The sequence below is a fragment of the Mesorhizobium sp. M0166 genome, assembly GCF_040322255.1.
Taxonomy (GTDB): Bacteria; Pseudomonadota; Alphaproteobacteria; order Rhizobiales; family Rhizobiaceae; genus Mesorhizobium.
The window spans coordinates 137,511-153,614 of the sequence record NZ_JAMYTD010000004.1; the positions used below are offsets into that span (position 1 = coordinate 137,511).

18 protein-coding genes and 1 pseudogene are annotated in these 16,104 nt (G+C 62.7%); 9 read left to right on the forward strand and 10 right to left on the reverse strand.

Translation table 11 applies throughout. The features are described from left to right. Window positions 1-9: 9 nt before the first annotated feature. Together bchE and NKJ46_RS07265 are read right to left on the reverse strand one after the other, a co-directional pair. Entirely contained in the window at window positions 10-1,548 is a 1,539-nt protein-coding gene (gene bchE / locus NKJ46_RS07260; protein ID WP_352663585.1) for a magnesium-protoporphyrin IX monomethyl ester anaerobic oxidative cyclase, read from the reverse strand. Window positions 1,549-1,650: 102 nt separating this feature from the next. Then, the gene (locus NKJ46_RS07265; RefSeq protein ID WP_292655879.1) at window positions 1,651-2,127 is read right to left on the reverse strand and encodes an Lrp/AsnC family transcriptional regulator; all 477 of its coding nucleotides are present in this window, start codon (window positions 2,125-2,127) and stop codon (window positions 1,651-1,653) included. Window positions 2,128-2,266: 139 nt separating this feature from the next. Between NKJ46_RS07265 and phhA the strand changes: the two genes are divergently transcribed. Next, entirely contained in the window at window positions 2,267-3,100 is an 834-nt protein-coding gene (phhA, locus tag NKJ46_RS07270; protein ID WP_352663587.1) for a phenylalanine 4-monooxygenase, read from the forward strand. Between the two features lie 31 nt (window positions 3,101-3,131). Here the strand turns inward: phhA and NKJ46_RS07275 are convergent. Further along, window positions 3,132-3,892 (reverse strand): annotated as a pseudogene (locus NKJ46_RS07275) (GGDEF domain-containing protein). 162 nt (window positions 3,893-4,054) lie between these two features. Here NKJ46_RS07275 and NKJ46_RS07280 point away from each other — a divergent pair. Then, window positions 4,055-4,759: a pyrimidine 5'-nucleotidase gene (locus NKJ46_RS07280; protein WP_352663589.1), complete on the forward strand. Its 705-nt coding sequence runs from the start codon at window positions 4,055-4,057 to the stop codon at window positions 4,757-4,759. Between the two features lie 83 nt (window positions 4,760-4,842). On the opposite strand, the gene NKJ46_RS07285 is transcribed toward NKJ46_RS07280, so the two are convergent. Further along, on the reverse strand, window positions 4,843-5,688 hold the full coding sequence (locus tag NKJ46_RS07285; RefSeq protein ID WP_352663591.1) for an LOG family protein: 846 nt from the start codon (window positions 5,686-5,688) through the stop codon (window positions 4,843-4,845). Between the two features lie 145 nt (window positions 5,689-5,833). Between NKJ46_RS07285 and dapD the strand changes: the two genes are divergently transcribed. The 4 genes from dapD to NKJ46_RS07305 all read left to right on the forward strand — a co-directional run bounded on the left by dapD (window position 5,834) and on the right by NKJ46_RS07305 (window position 9,229). After that, a complete protein-coding gene (gene dapD / locus NKJ46_RS07290) occupies window positions 5,834-6,688 on the forward strand; it encodes a 2,3,4,5-tetrahydropyridine-2,6-dicarboxylate N-succinyltransferase (RefSeq protein ID WP_352663593.1) in 855 nt (284 codons plus the stop codon). A 25-nt stretch (window positions 6,689-6,713) separates the two neighbouring features. Beyond that, a complete protein-coding gene (locus NKJ46_RS07295; RefSeq protein ID WP_352663595.1) occupies window positions 6,714-7,085 on the forward strand; it encodes a DUF805 domain-containing protein in 372 nt (123 codons plus the stop codon). A 21-nt stretch (window positions 7,086-7,106) separates the two neighbouring features. Then, window positions 7,107-7,895, forward strand: a complete 789-nt coding sequence (locus NKJ46_RS07300; RefSeq protein WP_352663597.1) for a hypothetical protein — start codon at window positions 7,107-7,109, stop codon at window positions 7,893-7,895. Between the two features lie 233 nt (window positions 7,896-8,128). Then, entirely contained in the window at window positions 8,129-9,229 is a 1,101-nt protein-coding gene (locus NKJ46_RS07305; RefSeq protein ID WP_352663599.1) for a diguanylate cyclase domain-containing protein, read from the forward strand. On the opposite strand, the gene NKJ46_RS07310 is transcribed toward NKJ46_RS07305, so the two are convergent. Continuing rightward, window positions 9,199-9,582: a 2-dehydropantoate 2-reductase N-terminal domain-containing protein gene (locus tag NKJ46_RS07310; RefSeq protein WP_352663601.1), complete on the reverse strand. Its 384-nt coding sequence runs from the start codon at window positions 9,580-9,582 to the stop codon at window positions 9,199-9,201. The genes NKJ46_RS07305 and NKJ46_RS07310 overlap by 31 nt on opposite strands. 129 nt (window positions 9,583-9,711) lie before the next feature. On the opposite strand from NKJ46_RS07310, the gene dapE reads away from it, so the two are divergent. Both dapE and NKJ46_RS07320 read left to right on the forward strand, forming a co-directional pair. Continuing rightward, the gene (gene dapE / locus NKJ46_RS07315) at window positions 9,712-10,911 is read left to right on the forward strand and encodes a succinyl-diaminopimelate desuccinylase (protein WP_352663603.1); all 1,200 of its coding nucleotides are present in this window, start codon (window positions 9,712-9,714) and stop codon (window positions 10,909-10,911) included. A gap of 2 nt (window positions 10,912-10,913) precedes the next feature. Then, window positions 10,914-11,522, forward strand: a complete 609-nt coding sequence (locus tag NKJ46_RS07320) for a transporter (RefSeq protein WP_352455970.1) — start codon at window positions 10,914-10,916, stop codon at window positions 11,520-11,522. On the opposite strand, the gene truA is transcribed toward NKJ46_RS07320, so the two are convergent. From truA to def, 4 genes are read right to left on the reverse strand one after another with little or no spacing between them, the layout of a single operon-like run. Next, window positions 11,504-12,259, reverse strand: coding sequence for a tRNA pseudouridine(38-40) synthase TruA (truA, locus tag NKJ46_RS07325; protein WP_352663605.1), 756 nt, complete (start codon window positions 12,257-12,259; stop codon window positions 11,504-11,506). The genes NKJ46_RS07320 and truA overlap by 19 nt on opposite strands. A gap of 18 nt (window positions 12,260-12,277) precedes the next feature. Beyond that, window positions 12,278-12,787 (reverse strand): GNAT family N-acetyltransferase, encoded by a 510-nt coding sequence (locus NKJ46_RS07330; RefSeq protein WP_254815873.1) that lies wholly within the window; start codon window positions 12,785-12,787, stop codon window positions 12,278-12,280. Beyond that, a complete protein-coding gene (gene fmt / locus NKJ46_RS07335) occupies window positions 12,784-13,713 on the reverse strand; it encodes a methionyl-tRNA formyltransferase (RefSeq protein ID WP_352663943.1) in 930 nt (309 codons plus the stop codon). The genes NKJ46_RS07330 and fmt overlap by 4 nt, the downstream gene beginning before the upstream one ends. A gap of 16 nt (window positions 13,714-13,729) precedes the next feature. Further along, window positions 13,730-14,260 (reverse strand): peptide deformylase, encoded by a 531-nt coding sequence (def, locus tag NKJ46_RS07340; RefSeq protein ID WP_352663607.1) that lies wholly within the window; start codon window positions 14,258-14,260, stop codon window positions 13,730-13,732. A 103-nt stretch (window positions 14,261-14,363) separates the two neighbouring features. On the opposite strand from def, the gene NKJ46_RS07345 reads away from it, so the two are divergent. Further along, a complete protein-coding gene (locus NKJ46_RS07345; protein WP_352663609.1) occupies window positions 14,364-15,626 on the forward strand; it encodes a DNA recombination protein RmuC in 1,263 nt (420 codons plus the stop codon). A gap of 46 nt (window positions 15,627-15,672) precedes the next feature. Here NKJ46_RS07345 and NKJ46_RS07350 read toward each other — a convergent pair whose 3' ends face one another. After that, window positions 15,673-16,077: a GFA family protein gene (locus tag NKJ46_RS07350; RefSeq protein ID WP_352663611.1), complete on the reverse strand. Its 405-nt coding sequence runs from the start codon at window positions 16,075-16,077 to the stop codon at window positions 15,673-15,675. Window positions 16,078-16,104: the final 27 nt, after the last annotated feature.

The window sequence follows — 16,104 nt, forward strand, 5'->3', positions numbered from 1 at the left end:
CTGAGGGACTCAAGCGTTTGGCGAAATAGCAGTCACGGACTGACGCGGCAGGCGTTCGACAACCATCGATTCCTCTTCCTCGTCTTGCGGCGCGCCCCAGAATTCGGCGAGCGTCGGGCCATTTTTCAGGCGGCGGTCGCGGACCAGAAAGCCCCAGACTTCGCGGAACCAGACGCGGCGGCCCATTTTGGTGTACCAGCGCATCGAATGCCGTTGCTCCGGATCCTTGTGGAACAGGATACGCACCAGCGCCTTGGGCCGCGACTGCACGGCCAATTCGATCAGCTTAACGGCGAAGAACAACATCCACGGCTGGAGGCGGGTCATCTGCAGCACCTGGTGCTTGTAGTCCCACAGGCGGGCGTCCAGCTGGATCACCTTGCGGTCCCTGGCAATCCTGAAGAACGGCGTCCAGCGATGCGGCGTCACATAGAGCGCCTGGATCTGGTCGGGATCGTAGGCGATCAGCTGGCGGAAGCCTCGCCAGAGGTCGCGAAAGCCTTCGTCCTCGAAACCGGCCACCCAGGTTGCCATCGACAGAATGCCGTTGCGGCGCAGCAGCCGTATCGCCTCGCGATCGGATGAGGTGCTGCCGCCCTTGCGGATCAACTGGAGCGTCTGCTCGTCGGTATTTTCCATGCCAAGCAGCCAGCGGATGATGCCGGCCTTGCGATAGAGATGCAGGCTGCCGGCGTCGCGGACGATGTCGTCGGCGCGGGTGGAGCCGACGATCAGCACCGGCACGTTCTCAGCGATCATCGCATCGAGAAAGGCGCGCCAGGCTTTTTTGGACGAGGTCGGGTTCTCGTCGGCAAGGTTGATCAGCTCGACGCCATGCTCGCGGTATAGCCAGGCAATCTCCCGCGCGAACTTCACGGGGTCGCGGTGACGCCAGCGCGTCCAGAAGCCGCGCTGGCCACAATAGTTGCACAGATGCGGACAGCCTCGCGAGAACTGCATGACCACTGCGCGCTTGCCGCCCCAATAGCTGTAGCGACTGAAGTCGATCAGTTCCCAGCCGATGCGGTAGTCGTCTAGGTTGGCGATCGTCAGTGCCGGGCAGGTGGCAAAGGGCCGGCGCAAATCGTCAGGAAAGGCGATGCCCGCCACGTCCGACAGCGGCTTGCGTTTCTCCAGCGCTTCGATCAGCGCGACGATGGTCGCCTCGCCCTCGCCGCGCACGATGAAGTCGAAGGCATCCGTTTCGGCCAGTATGTCGCGCCAGTGATAGGTCGGAAACACGCCGCCGTAGATCAGGATTGTCGCTGGATCGATGTCCTTGACCATGCCGGCGATCAGCAGGGCTGTCGGATGTGCAGAGGTCGAGCCGGAATGGCCGATCAGAATGCAGTCGGGATGGTCGCTCAAGGCGTCCCGGACCAGCGTGGCAAGCGGCATCGGCCCGAATTCGGCGTCCACAAGCCGCACTTGATGTCCCGCGTCGATCAGCGGGCCGCCCAGTGCCAGCAAACCGAGCGGCGGCAGATGGTCGTCCGGCACACGGCTGCCGATGGCGGAATGCGGCGGGTTGATCAGGACGATTTTCATGGCGGGCCTTATGCAATGGCGGTCCGCATGTCGTAGTCGGCGATCTAGCTCTGGAGATTGGCCAGCTTCAGCAGTTTGTGTGCAGCTTTTCCGCAGAACTACCTATCGTCTGAGATGCGCAAGCGGGACATGGCCAGGCCCCTTGATGTTCTGCAGCACAAGCTGGGTGTGGACGTCGCGCACGCCTTCGAGCCGCATCAGCCGGTGCATGACGAAGGCATTGAGCTCGTCGACCGACGGCACCATGACATGCAGCAGGAAATCATGGTCGCCGGTCATGGTCCAGCATGAGGACACCTCGTCCATGCGCTGGACGGCGGCGATGAAGCTCTCGGGCGAGCCGTCGCTGTGGCTGGTCAGGCGCACCTGGATGAACACCTCGACCATCAGCCCGACGGCGCGACGGCTGAGCACCGCGGCGAAGCGCTTGATGATGCCCGCCTGCTGAAGAGCTTCGAAGCGCCGCGCGCAAGGTGTCGTCGACAGGCCGATCTGCTGCGCCAGTTCGGATACCGGCTTGCGCCCGTCGCGCTGCAGGATGTCGAGCATCTTGATCTCGAATTCGTCAAACTGAGGCATTTTCACTCTCCCAAAGCTTGATCGTGGAGTCTTTTACCTCCAACCCCGCATTTGAGCCACCATCAAAGCTGATTTGCCTCGCGCGATCCGGCTAAAATTGCCGACAATTCGCTGATCATGATTTCCAGGGAGAGCAGCCATGACCATGAACGTTGCCGATTATGCCCGCGAATGCGCGGCGCGAGGCCTCCGCGGCGATTATTCGGTCTGCCGTGCCGATTTCACCGTGGCGCAGGGCTACAATTATAGCGACGAAGAACAGGCGGTGTGGCGCACGCTGTGCGACCGCCAGACGAAGCTGACCAGGAAGCTCGCCCATCACTCCTATCTCGATGGCGTTGCGGCGCTCGGCCTTCTCGACAAGATCCCGGATTTCGGTGAAGTCAGCGAGAAGCTGCGCAAGCTCACCGACTGGGCGATCGTCGCCGTGCCGGGGCTCATCCCCGCCCAGCCGTTCTTCGACCACCTCGCCAACCGCCGGTTCCCGGTCACCAACTGGCTGCGAACCCAAAAGGAGCTCGACTACATCGTCGAGCCCGACATGTTCCACGATTTCTTCGGTCACGTGCCGATCCTGACGCAGCCGGTCTTTGCCGACTTCATGCAGATGTATGGCAAGAAGGCCGATGGCGTGATTGCGCTCGGCGGCGACGAGATGATCACCAGGCTTTACTGGTACACCGTCGAATACGGGCTGATACGCGAGCCGGGCCAGCCGCTGAAGGCTTTCGGCGCCGGGCTGATGTCATCCTTCACGGAGCTTCAGTTCGCGGTCGAAGGCGGCGAGGCGCACCATGTCCCCTTCGACCTGGAAACCGTAATGCGCACCGGCTACGAGATCGACAAGTTCCAGCGTGCCTATTTCGTGCTGCCGTCGTTCGACGCCCTGCGTGATGCTTTCGAGACCGCCGATCTTGCGGCGATCGTGGCGCGCCGCAAAGGCGAGCCGGCGCTCGATCCGGCAAAGGTCTGAAAGGTCAGTTCTTGTTAGCGACCGCCAAGGCTCAGGCGGCTTCGGAAATATCGCGGTCGATGATCGACAGATTGCGGCCGCGATGCTTGGCCTCGTAAAGCCGCTGGTCGGCGGCGCGCATCAGCTCCGACACTGCGGCGTCCCTGCCGCAGGTGATGCCGCCAATACTGACTGTCAGCGGAACCGTTCGTTCGTCGACGGGCCGGAAACGGATACGCTCGACTTCACGCCGGATGCGCTCGGCGACGCGCCTGGCCTCGGTTCGGTGGCGCCGATCAGAAGGGCGCAGAATTCCTCGCCGCCGATGCGTCCAAGCACGTCGCCGCTGCGCACGCCACGCTCTATCGCGTTTGCGATCAGGAGCAACGCATCGTCGCCGATCAGATGGCCGTAGCTGTCGTTGATGGTCTTGAAATGATCGGCATCGATGATCAGCAATGCCCCGCGATCGAATTTACGCCGGGAGCCGTCGAGCGCGGCAAAGAAGCTTTCGCGGTTGAGCATGCCGGTCATGTCGTCGCGGCTCGCCTTTTCCGCCAAGCGCCTGTGCGCGGCGGCTAGTTGGGCATGGGCGCGGGCGAGCTCGCGATGCGCGGTCTGCAACCTTTCGCCCTGCCAGAACGTATAGGCGCCGACGCCCCAGGCAAGCGCGAGCGGGCATACGGTGGATGTCAGCCAGATGGTGCGATTGATCGGAAAACCCATTGCCGGCACGACGATCAGCGTCAGCAAAAGCGAGACCGCGACAGAGGCGAAAGCGATGGCGGCAGATTTTAGAAATATGCGGTTCATCGCTTGCTCCCACTGGTCCGTGTTGGTTCCAGCAAAGCGCTGAATGTCACCTTTCGGTGATGCTTAAGATTTTAATTATGGCGCCATTTTCACCACCCAGAGCGCGCATAGGTTGTGGATAAACCTCCTGTTAGAAAGATCGTTTCGTGCCATAAGGACGGTATGACCACACTTCCCGACCCCGCCCGCTTTGCCCATGTCACCGACTGGGTGTTCGATCTCGACAACACGCTTTATCCGCACCATTCGAATCTATTCTCGCAGATCGATGTGAAGATGACCGCCTACGTCGGAGAATTGCTGACGCTGCCGCGCGAGGAAGCACGCAAGCTGCAAAAGGAGCTCTACCGCGAATACGGCACGACGCTGAACGGATTGATGACGCGCCACGGCATCGACCCCGATGATTTTCTCGAGAAGGTCCACGACATCGATTATTCCTGGCTGGTTCCAGATCCCGTCCTCGGCACCGCCATTCGCCAGCTTCCCGGCCGTAAATTCATCTTCACCAACGGCGATCGCCGGCATGCCGAACGCACCGCGCGGCAGTTGGGCATTCTCGAGCATTTCGACGATATTTTCGATATCGTCGCAGCCGGACTGAACCCCAAGCCGGCGCGGCAATCCTACGAGAAATTTGCCGAACTCCACGCCGTTACCGGGCAAAATGCGGTGATGTTCGAAGACCTCGCCCGCAACCTGTCGGTGCCGAAATCGCTGGGCATGACCACGGTGCTGGTGGTGCCGCGCAATTTCGAGCCGACCTTCTCGGAAATCTGGGAACGCGACCCGGCCAACGAGGACGATGTGGACTTCGTCACCGACGATCTCGCCGGCTTTCTCACGGCGATAGTCGTAAGGGAGTAGGGGAGTAGGGGGAAATTGACCTGAAAAGCGGCGGCTGCGATCACCTATTCCCTACTACCTTACTACCTTACTCCCTTACTCCCCTACTCCCCTAACTTGTAGAAACGGCTGACGATCCCCCAGGCCTCATCGGCGGTGTCGACGAAATCGATGATATCCTGGTCGCCGGGCGTGATCGTGCCTTGCTCGGCGAGGAAATCGAGGTCGATCGCCTTTGCCCAGAAAGCCTTGCCGAACAGAATAACCGGCACACGTTCCATGCGGCCGGTCTGGATCAGGGTCAGCGTTTCGAAGAACTCGTCCATGGTGCCGAAGCCGCCGGGAAATACCGCAACGGCCTTGGCACGCATGACGAAATGCATCTTGCGGACCGCGAAATAGTGGAAGTTGAAGCAGAGTTCCGGCGTCACGTAGGCGTTTGGCGCCTGCTCGTGCGGCAGCACGATATTGAGACCGATCGACGGGGCGCCAACATCGTCGGCGCCGCGATTGCCAGCCTCCATGACGCCGGGCCCGCCGCCGGTCACCACGACGAATTCGCGATAATACGAGGTGGCCGACTGCTGTGAGCAGAGGCGGGCGAATTTGCGCGCCTCCTCGTAATATTTGCTGTTTTGCTCGAGGTTCTTCTTCTGCGTCTCGTTCTTGGCCGCCCAGGCTTCGCCGCCGGGCTCGGGAATGCGGGCGCCGCCGAACAGGATGACGGTCGATTGGATGCCGCGCTCGGCCAGGATCATCTCCGGTTTCAGCAGTTCGAGCTGCAGCCTGACAGCTCGCAACTCGCGCCGCGTCATGAAATCGGGATCGTTCCAGGCCAGCCGATATGTCTCCGCGCGCGTTTGCGGCGTGTCCGGCACGCTTCTCGACCGCTCCAGATCCTCGTCCGAATGCGGCAGCGGCGTCCATCCCGCCTTTTCCATGGGAGTCATATTTGCTTTACCCGTCCAATCATTCACTTGCGCCGTCCCGTGACGCTGCCGCGATTGACCCTCCCCAAGCCTTCACATAGGGTCCGCGCGACTTTCAAACAGGTTAAGGCGCCGGCCCTTAACAGCTTGGTAATGGAGCGAATTCATGTCGAAGCCCGATCTCGCGAGCCTCGAGGAGATTATCGAGAACGCCTTCGAGGAACGCGACACGATTTCGACCGCAACCCGCGGCGAGACGCGCGAGGCCATCCAATCGGCGCTCGACCTGCTCGACCGGGGCGTCGCCCGCGTTGCCGAGCGGCAGACCGACGGCAAATGGCACGTCAACCAGTGGCTGAAGAAAGCGGTGCTGCTATCCTTCCGGCTTACCCCGATGGAGATCATAAAGGGCGGTCCCGGTCAGGCAGTATGGTGGGACAAGGTGCCCTCGAAATTCGATGGCTGGAGCGCCGTCGATTTCGAGAAGGCCGGCTTCCGCGCCGTGCCGTCGTCGATCGTGCGCCGCTCCGCCTATGTCGCGCCCGGCGCCGTGCTGATGCCGTCCTTCGTCAATGTCGGCGCCTATGTCGACAGCGGCACCATGGTCGACACCTGGGCTTCGGTCGGCTCCTGTGCCCAGATCGGCAAGAATGTGCATCTGTCGGGCGGCGTCGGCATCGGCGGCGTGCTGGAGCCGATGCAGGCCGGCCCAACCATCATCGAGGACAATTGCTTCATCGGCGCCCGTTCCGAAGTGGTCGAAGGCTGCATCGTGCGCGAGGGCTCGGTGCTCGGCATGGGCGTCTTCATCGGCCAGTCGACCAAGATCGTCGACCGCGCCACCGGCGAGATCTTCTACGGCGAAGTGCCGCCTAATTCCGTCGTCGTCGCCGGATCGTTGCCGGGCAAGCCTTTTCCAAACAACGAGCCGGGCCCCAGCCTCTACTGCGCCGTCATCGTCAAGCGGGTCGACGCCAGGACCCGTTCCAAGACCTCGATCAACGAATTGCTGCGCGATTGATCTTCCCAAGAACGGATGCACCGGGTTGACTGACAAACCTCAATTCCTGTGGCTTTTCTTCAGCCTTTCCGGGCGAGTGAATCCGAGCGCTTACGTTTTGGCTGGCCTCTTGCCGGTCATCGTTCAACTCTTTCTGCTCTACCAATTCGCACGAACGCCGTTAGGCACTGCCGCGAGCCAGTACTGGGCGCTCGCCTTATGGATCGGTATGTTCGTCTCGACATGGTCGACCTTTGTGCTAACGGCGAAGCGGTTCCATGATTTCGGCAAGCCTACCTATTACGCATTGGTCTCTCTCATTATCGGCTTTGTCCTGCTTTTTATCCTGGCTTTTTTCAAAAGTGACCCCGGCCCCAACCGCTACGGCAAGCGCACCAACGCACCGGCCGAACCCTGAGCGCCGATCGGACATTTCGTCATGCGCTACCGCTCGCTTGATCCGAAACTGATCCTGGAAACCGCCGAACGGCTGGAAGAGCGCGTCGCCGAGCGCTTTCCCGATGCAGGCTTGCGCGGCGTTGCCTCCGAGCTCGTGTCGCTGTCGCGCGATCTGGCAAAAGCAGCCAAGGCGCTGGAGGCGCCGATCTGGTGGCTGCGCGGCCTCATCATCGCCGCCTTCGCCGTCGGAGCGCTGATGTTCCTGTTCGTCGGCACAATCCTGCCGCTTGGCCGCATTTCTGGAAACCACGATGCCTTCCAATCCGTGCAAGGCATCGAAGCCTCCCTCAACATGATCATCCTCGCCGTGCTGGGCTTCCTGGCCCTGATCCGCTCCGAGGAGCGGATCAAGCGCAAGCGGGTGTTTCACCAGCTCCACGGGCTGCGGTCGCTGATCCACGTCATTGACATGCACCAGCTGACCAAGGATCCGGCAGCACTGTCAGCCAGTTTCAAGCCGACTGCGCATTCGCCAGCCCGCATCACCAACGCCGCCGACCTTGCCCGCTATCTCGACTATTGCTCCGAAATGCTGTCGATCACCGGCAAGATCGCCGCGCTGTTCGCGCAATCGGTGAATGACGCCGTGGTCATCGACGGCGTCAATGACATCGAGAACCTGGCTTCGAACCTGTCGCGAAAGATCTGGCAGAAGATCACGCTGATCGAAACCCCTCATGGGCAGCCGGCACGCGCGGCGAAGACCGATCCCGAGCCGGGTCCGCCGCGTCAGCCTGCGGTCCGCAAACAATCGGGGCCGGCAAGCTAAAACCCGCGAGCCGGCGGCAGATCCGCGAGAGCGGCAGAACGGGGAGTTCCGAAACCCCGGTTTTGCGCCGGATGCTCTAAGCGAATGTTAATCACCCTCGCCCAGCATGCCGGCGAAGACTGTGTCGACCGGCACGGAGCGCTCGACTGGCAAGCGACCTATCCCTGACCACCAAGGAGCTGCGCAAAACGCGGAGCGCCGCCGCTCGCCTGTTTGCCTGGTTCTCTTCGCCGATGAGATTGGAACCGGAAGCCGTCCGCGCCCGGCTTCTCGACACCACTTTCGATCGCAAATTCGCAGTCCTGTTCGGCACCATCAGCGTTCTGGTGGTTGCGGTCAGCGCCGCATTTGTCACCGGGGATTGGTGGCCCTACGCCTGGATCGCAGCCGACCTGATGCTTTTCACCGTCCGTGTTCTGTTGATGCGGGAATGCGAGCAGGCCCGCAGGCGCGGCTCGAAAGGGCCGCTGGCGGGCCTGATGGCAGCCAGCGGTATCTGGTCGGTTGTTTTCGGCCTCGGCTGCTATGGCTGTGTTGCCAGCGGGAATATGGCGCTTTCCGTACTGGCCGCCTTGAATGTCGCAGGTGTCGTTGGCGTGGTGTCGTCACGCAATGCGGCGACCCCGCGCTTCGCCATATTCGTCATGTTGGCCGTAAGTCTGCCTTACGTCGTCGGTGCATTGTTTTCTGCGGCGCCCGGAATGCCGATCGTCGGAATTCAGACGCCGTTCTATGTGGCCGGCGTCATCATCGTGCTTCTTCAGAACCACGCAATCAACGCGCGCATGATCCGCGCCGAACTGGACAATCGCGACCTGGCGATCAAGGACGCGCTGACCGGCCTGCCAAACCGGATCTTCCTGCAGGAGAAATTGCGCGACATGTGCCGCGACCTTGCGGCGCCGGCCGCCAATGGCGGCAAGCCGTTTGCAGTGCTCAGCATGGATCTCGACGGCTTCAAGCAGGTCAACGACCGTTTTGGCCACGCCGTCGGCGACGTGCTGCTGTGCAAGGTGGCCGAACGCTTGAAGCGCGGCTTCCGTCCGGGGGACGTGGTCTTCCGCATCGGCGGCGACGAATTTGTCATCGTTTTGCCCGCAACCTCGGAGATCGAGGCTACCTACCTGGCAAAGCGCGCCATCGAAAAGGTCTCGGTGCCCTTCGACCTCGGGGTCGGTTCCGCCATCCATGTCGGCTTGAGTGTCGGCAGCGCCTTCGCACCCGCCGACGGCGGCGATCCGGAAATCCTGCTCACCTGTTCCGACCATGCGCTCTACGAAGCCAAGCGCACCGGCAAGGGCCGTTACTGGGCGCCTGTGCGGGCTACGATCTGACGGTCGCGACGACGGCTTCCGGCGTCAGGCAGGGCGATCCGCTTCTCTCCTGCTCGGCCGCGCACCAGCCCGGCCATGTCTTGCGTCGCGCCGCTCTTGACCGTTACCAGGATGACATCGGCACCGGGCAATGCTGCGGCCGGATCGGCCGTGACCGACAATGCCTCCGGCTTGACGGAACGGTCGCGGCCATCAGGGTCGGTGATGCGCAATCCACCTTTTTGCAGCGCCTGCTCGATGCGCGGTCGCGCCAGCAGAACCACCTTCCGCCCGGCAAGTATCAGGCAGCCGCCTGCGTAGCAGCCGATACTGCCGGCACCGGCGATTACAATCGTCTTGCCATGCCTGACCATGCGATGGCCCTGTCCTGGTCGAGAAGCCTTGCCGCAATTATACGACATGAAAACCATAATGTCGGCGGCATGGCTGGCCCTTATGTCTGGCCGTGACAGGCCTTGCGCTTTCGACTATCGCTTTTGCCCATGATGCTGCCTACCGATCCAGCCCGAAATCTGGCTGCTCTCATCCGCTGCGCTTCCGTGACGCCCGCCGAGGGCGGTGCGCTGAGCGAGCTGGAAGAAATGTTGAAGCCGCTCGGCTTTGCCGTCGAGCGCCCGGTGTTTTCCGAATCCGGCACACCTGACATAGAGAACCTTTACGCGCGGCGTTCCGGCAACGGCCCGCATCTGATGTTTGCCGGCCATACCGATGTGGTGCCGGCGGGCGATGAAACCGCCTGGACGCACCCGCCCTTTGCCGCCGAAACCGCCAATGGCGAGATGTTCGGCCGCGGCGCCGTCGACATGAAGGGCGGCATTGCTTGTTTCGTCGCGGCGGTAGCGCGACATATCGCGCAGAAGGGCGGCCCGAAGGGATCGGTCTCGCTGCTGATAACCGGCGATGAGGAAGGGCCGGCGATCAACGGCACGACGAAACTGCTCGAATGGGCGGCCGCCAAGGGTGAGAAATGGCATGCCGCGATCGTCGGCGAGCCGACCAATCCCGACGCGCTCGGCGATATGATCAAGATCGGCCGGCGCGGCTCGCTGTCGGGCACGGTCGTCGTCAACGGCCGCCAGGGCCACGCCGCCTATCCGCAGCTAGCCGACAATCCCGTGCGCGGCCTGGTGACGCTGGTCGACGCCTTGCTGCACCCCGTCTTCGACAACGGAACAAGGGATTTCCAGCCGACTAATCTTGAGGTGACCTCCATCGATGTCGGCAATCCTGCCACCAACGTCATCCCAGCGAAGGCAGCAGCTACCTTCAATATCCGCTTCAACGACACATGGACCGCCGAGACGATCCAGGCCGAGATCCACAACCGCCTCGATCGGGCGGCGAAACGCAAGAAATACCGCGCCGGCAAGAAGACGCCGGTCGACTACGAGATCGTCTGGCGCGACGGGCCGAGCCATGTTTTCCTGACACGCGACGACAGGTTGATCGAAACGCTTGGCGGCTCGATCAAGGCGGTGACCGGCAGGAAGCCGGCGCTCTCCACCTCCGGCGGCACCTCCGATGCCCGCTTCATCAAGGATTATTGTCCGGTGGTCGAATTCGGCCTGGTCGGCAAGACCATGCACATGGTCGACGAACGCGTGGCGATTGCCGACCTTGAGACGCTGACGCAGATTTATCTGCGCTTCGTTGAAGACTGGTTTGCGCAGGACATATCCTAGTGATGCTTTCAGCGGATGAAACCTACGCTTCGCTTGCCGGTGCCTGGCGGCTGATGCTCGGCAAGGCCGACGGATTTCGCCTGCTCGACCTTTCGGCGGACGGTTTCTGGAACTCCTTTTTTGCCATCGTCGTCGCGGCGCCGGCACTGATCGTCGGCTGGGTCGGTATTGCCAACGAGATCGGCGATCCCAACGCATTCGTCGGCCGTTTCAGCATGTTGATCCGCCTGGCCACCGTCGATATCGGCGCCTGGGTGCTGCCGCTCATAGGCCTCGCCCTGGTGGCGCCGCGGGTCGGCGTCGGCGGCCGTTTCGTCCATTATGTCGTGGCCAGCAACTGGGCCTCGGCGATCATCGCCTGGATGATGCTGCCATCGGCGTTGATCCGGCTTTTCCTGACGTCGGCCAACGAAGTCTCCGGACTGGTGTCGCTGCTGTTGTTCGCGCTGTCGATGGTATTGACCTGGCGGATGACCAATGTTGCGATCGGCAGGGGTGCGGCCACCGGCAGCGCTGTTTTTGCCGGTATGTTCGTGGCGTCGCTGATCGTCCTGTTCGGCCTGCAGGCGCTGCTCGGGATCAGCGTTCCGGATCAGCCAGGCGTTGGATAATCGACGCCGACGAGAAACAGCCCGTCGGGCGGCGCCACCTGACCGCAGGCCGCACGGTCGCGCGCGTCGAGCGCCGCCTTGAGGTCGGCAATAGTCCAGCCGCCTTCGCCGACACGTTTGAGCGAGCCGACCATCGAGCGCACCTGGTTGTGCAGGAATGACCGCGCCGACGCGCGGACTTCAATGAAATCGCCCGCCCGGCTGACCTCCAGCCGGTCGAGCGTGCGGACCGGGCTGGTGGCCTGGCACTGGGTCGAGCGGAAGGTGGTGAAATCATGCCGGCCAAGCAGCACCTTTGCCGCTTCGTGCATGGCAGCCGCATCAAGTTGCTTCGGTACCCACCAGATCTTGCCCTTGTCGAGCGCCGCCGGCGCGCGGCGGTTGACGATGCGATAGAGGTAGTGGCGGCCGATCGCCGAGAAACGCGCATCGAAGCCATCCGGCACGACGGCGGCCTTCAGGATGGCGATGCGCACCTTGGCCGCCTGCAGATGCGCGTTGACGGCGTCGCGCACCTTGTCGCCGGGCCATGCCTTGATCAGATCGACGTGCGCCACCTGAGCGGTCGCATGGACGCCGGCATCGGTGCGGCCGGCGGCGCGCAGCGAAACCTGCTCACCACAGAACTTCTCGATCGCCTGCTCGATCGCCTGCTGCACCGAAGGCTGGTTGGCCTGGCGCTGCCAGCCGGCGAAGAGACTGCCGTCATATTCGATGTCGAGGCGAAAACGCGGCATTCCCGGATCGAGGCGAAATCAGGCGGCGAGGGCTGAGCCGAAGGCCGAGGCGTAGACCAGCCTGCCGGTCTCCGGCGCCTCGCCCCAGGCAAGCGCCTGCAGAGCCTCGCTTTGGTACTCGCTCTCGAATTTCGCTGCACGGGCGCGGCTGTAGCCGAAACGGCCATAGTAAGCCGGATCGCCGAGCACCACGGCGAGCGTCTCGCCGGCAGCCTTCAGGCGGATATGCGCCTCGCGGACCAGCGCACCGCCGATGCCGGTGCCGTGGAACGACGGCTCGACCGCCAAAGGAGCCAAAGCCACCGCCGGGAAGCTCTTGCCGCCATTCTGCACGAAAAGCCGTGAAAATAGGATATGGCCAACCACTTGCCCGTCTTCGTCCGCCACCAGTTCGACGACGGCGTCACCGCCGGTGACCAGCGCGTCGACCAGTCCGGCCTCCGTCTGCTGGCCAAATGCGTGTTCTTCGACAAGGCGGATCGCCTCGCGGTCCCGCGGCGTCGCCGCGCGTATGGACATCATGCTCATGACAATTTCATTCCTTTTTCGAGCTTGGCCCCGCGCAGAAACTCCTGCGCGGCAATGGGCCTTCCGCCCGCACGTTGAACTTCGACCAGCCTGATCGCGCCTGACCCGCAGGCGACCGTCAGCCGGTCATCGAGAATTCCTCCCGGTTCGCCGGCGCCTTGCGAGAGCGTCGAGCGAAGCAGTTTCAGCCGTTCCACGCGGCCGCCGATTTCGGTCTCGCACCATGCACCGGGAAAGGGCGACAGGCCGCGAATCTGGTTGTGCACGTCGCCGGCAGGTCGCGGCCAGTCTATGCGAGTCTCCGATTTATCGATTTTCTTGGCGTAGGTCACCCCCACCTCCGCCTGAGTGGTAAATGTCAGCGTATTCCGCTCCAGCCGTTCGAGCGCCTGCACCATCAGAGCCGCACCCAACACCATCAGCCGGTCGTGCAGATCGCCGGCCGTCATGTCGGGTCCAATGGCGCATTTTTCAACCATTGCCACAGGGCCGGTGTCGAGGCCTTCCTCCATCCGCATCACCATCATGCCCGTTTCGGTATCGCCGGCCATGATGGCGCGCTGGATAGGGGCAGCGCCGCGCCAGCGCGGCAACAGCGACGCGTGACCGTTGAGGCAACCGAGCCGCGGCGCCTCGAGAATGGGTTTGGGCAGAAGCAGCCCGTAGGCGACGACCACGGCGACGTCGGCACCCAACGCGCGGAACGCCTCCTGCTCCGCCTCGCTCTTCAGCGACACCGGCGCGCGGACCTCGACACCCAGCCGCTCCGCCTCGCGCTGCACCGGCGACGGCGTCAGCTCGAGCCCGCGCCGGCCGCCGGCGCGCGGCGGCTGCGTGTAGACGGCTGCCAATTCATGCCCTGCCCCGGCAATCGCCCGCAAGGTCGGTACGGAGAATTCGGGCGTACCCATGAAGATGACACGCAGGGGCATTCGTCGACCCCTACCCCACCATCTTGCCCGGCGCCTTGTCCCTGGCGAGCTTTTTGAACTTCTTGACCACCATATCGCGCTTCAGTTTTGAGATGTGGTCGATGAACAGCACGCCGTTGAGGTGGTCGATCTCGTGCTGCAGGCAGGTCGCCATCAGCCCTTCGGCCTCGATCTCCTGCAGCTTGCCGTCGCGATCGAGATACTTCACCCGCACCGCCGCCGGCCGCTCGACCTCGGCGTAGTAGTCCGGGATCGACAGGCAGCCTTCTTCATAGACCGAACGCTGGTCGGAGTTTTCGAGGATTTCGGGATTGATGAAGACGTGCGGTGCCGGCGTCTCGTCCTCTTTAGCGAGGTCGATCACCAGCATGCGCAAGGGTTCGCCGACCTGGATCGCAGCGAGGCCGATGCCGGGCGCGTCGTACATGGTGTCCAGCATGTCGCCGGCCAGTTTGCGCAAATTGCCGTCGACACGCTCGACCGGTTTTGAAACCTGACGCAGGACGGGATCGGGAAGGATGATAAGCGGCTTGATCGACATGGCGTCTCACCTAAGACCTCGCAGGAAAAGCGTCAACCGGGACGCCTTCGGGTCGTTCACGTTTTGATCTGTGCCGGCAGACCGAATCATCTATGCTGTTGGCATGAACGATCTGGCCATCATCCTGTCCGAACCTGTCGCCCGCCTCGGCGCCACCACGATCACGCTCGGCCATGCCCTGGGTTTCGGCGCAATGCTGTTCCTCGGACTGTTCGTGGCGCTCGTCGTTGCGCTCTGGCGATCGGCCAAGGCGCGTGCAATGGCGGCCGCCGAAGCCGCCGACCACGCCCGCGACGCCGAGGTGCGGATGGCTGGCATCTTGGCAAGCCAGGCGGAAATGCAGGGCCGCATGGGCGCCATCGCAGAGGTGTTCGGGGCGCGCCAGGCGGAACTGACACAGTCGATCGGCCAGCGCCTCGATGCCATGACCGGCCGCTTGGGCCAGACCATGACCGAGCAGACGAGATCGACGCATGAGAGCCTCGCCAAGCTGCAGGAACGGCTGGCGGTCATCGATATCGCGCAAGGCAACATCCAGTCGCTGGCCGGCCAGGTCGTGCAATTGCAGGCGATCCTTTCCAACAAGCAGACGCGCGGCGCCTTCGGCCAGTCGCGCATGGAAGCCATCGTCGCCGACGGATTGCCGCACGGCGCCTATGAATTCCAGGCGACCTTGTCGAATGGCAGCCGGCCCGACTGCCTGGTGAAGATGCCGAACGGCGCACCGTCGCTTGCCATCGATGCAAAGTTTCCGCTCGAGGCCTGGAATGCCATCCGTGCCGCCGAAGGCGCCGACCTGCAGAAGTCCGCCGCTCAGGCTTTCCGCCGCGACATCGAGGTGCATGTCCGCGACATCGCCGAAAAATACCTGATCCAGGGCGAGACGCAGGACACCGCCTTCATGTTCGTGCCCTCGGAATCGGTGTTCGCGGAAATCCATGAGAATTTCGAGGCCGTTGTCCAAAAGGCGCATCGATCGCGGATCGTCATCGTCTCGCCATCGCTTTTGATGCTGTCGATCCAGGTCATCCAGGCAATCCTCAAGGACGCACGCATGCGCGAGCAGGCCCACCTGATCCAGGGCGAGGTCATCCGGCTGATGGAAGACGTCTCCCGGCTCGACGAGCGGGTGCGCAAATTGCAGACGCATTTCGGTCAATCGGCCAGGGATATCGAGGACATCCTCGTCTCGACATCGAAGGTGACCAGGCGCGGACAAAAGATCGAGGCGCTGGAGTTTGGCGTACAGCCGGCAGAGGACACCGCTGGTTCGAATGGCAGCGGAGCAATAGCGGAAAGCAGCCCGCGCGTCGCCGATTCGAAAACCGGGCAATTGAGGCTGAGGGTCGTCGAAGGCGACGATTGAGAGCTATGCTGGAACCCGGAGCCGAGCGCTTCGCCCGGGTCCGGCGCTACTGCTCCTCGATGATGATTGTGCCTTCGAATTCCGGCAGCCAATGCAGCGCCGAGCGATGCCAGATCTGCTTTCTCGGCACCAGTTGATCGCGCTGCCGTGTCGTGCCGACCCTGATGCCGTAAACCTTCGGTCCCGCGCCCGCCGACGTGGCGTAGAGATGCGAGCCGCACTCACCGCAAAATGCCTGGGCGCGCTTGGCGCCGCTCGAACCGGTCTTGATGTAGATTTTCGGCGTGCCCTTGGTGATCCTGTAATTGTCCTCGGACGCCGGCACGGTGACGCGAAAGGCCGTTCCGGTTAGCTTCTGACAATCGACGCAGTGACAAATGGTGGTCTTTTCCGGATCGACTTCGGCCTCGTAAGTGATGGCGCCGCAATGACACCCGCCGTCGATTTTCATCTTCGTTCCTCCTGGAGCTTTTGCCCG

Coding starts and splice junctions, on each gene's coding strand:
- bchE (WP_352663585.1), bottom strand. CDS start 1,548: ATGAAAATCGTCCTGATCAACCCGCCGCATTCCGCCATCGGCAGCCGT.
- NKJ46_RS07265 (WP_292655879.1), bottom strand. CDS start 2,127: ATGCCTCAGTTTGACGAATTCGAGATCAAGATGCTCGACATCCTGCAG.
- phhA (WP_352663587.1), top strand. CDS start 2,267: ATGACCATGAACGTTGCCGATTATGCCCGCGAATGCGCGGCGCGAGGC.
- NKJ46_RS07280 (WP_352663589.1), top strand. CDS start 4,055: ATGACCACACTTCCCGACCCCGCCCGCTTTGCCCATGTCACCGACTGG.
- NKJ46_RS07285 (WP_352663591.1), bottom strand. CDS start 5,688: ATGACTCCCATGGAAAAGGCGGGATGGACGCCGCTGCCGCATTCGGAC.
- dapD (WP_352663593.1), top strand. CDS start 5,834: ATGTCGAAGCCCGATCTCGCGAGCCTCGAGGAGATTATCGAGAACGCC.
- NKJ46_RS07300 (WP_352663597.1), top strand. CDS start 7,107: ATGCGCTACCGCTCGCTTGATCCGAAACTGATCCTGGAAACCGCCGAA.
- NKJ46_RS07305 (WP_352663599.1), top strand. CDS start 8,129: ATGAGATTGGAACCGGAAGCCGTCCGCGCCCGGCTTCTCGACACCACT.
- NKJ46_RS07310 (WP_352663601.1), bottom strand. CDS start 9,582: ATGGTCAGGCATGGCAAGACGATTGTAATCGCCGGTGCCGGCAGTATC.
- dapE (WP_352663603.1), top strand. CDS start 9,712: ATGATGCTGCCTACCGATCCAGCCCGAAATCTGGCTGCTCTCATCCGC.
- NKJ46_RS07320 (WP_352455970.1), top strand. CDS start 10,914: ATGCTTTCAGCGGATGAAACCTACGCTTCGCTTGCCGGTGCCTGGCGG.
- truA (WP_352663605.1), bottom strand. CDS start 12,259: ATGCCGCGTTTTCGCCTCGACATCGAATATGACGGCAGTCTCTTCGCC.
- NKJ46_RS07330 (WP_254815873.1), bottom strand. CDS start 12,787: ATGAGCATGATGTCCATACGCGCGGCGACGCCGCGGGACCGCGAGGCG.
- def (WP_352663607.1), bottom strand. CDS start 14,260: ATGTCGATCAAGCCGCTTATCATCCTTCCCGATCCCGTCCTGCGTCAG.
- NKJ46_RS07345 (WP_352663609.1), top strand. CDS start 14,364: ATGAACGATCTGGCCATCATCCTGTCCGAACCTGTCGCCCGCCTCGGC.
- NKJ46_RS07350 (WP_352663611.1), bottom strand. CDS start 16,077: ATGAAAATCGACGGCGGGTGTCATTGCGGCGCCATCACTTACGAGGCC.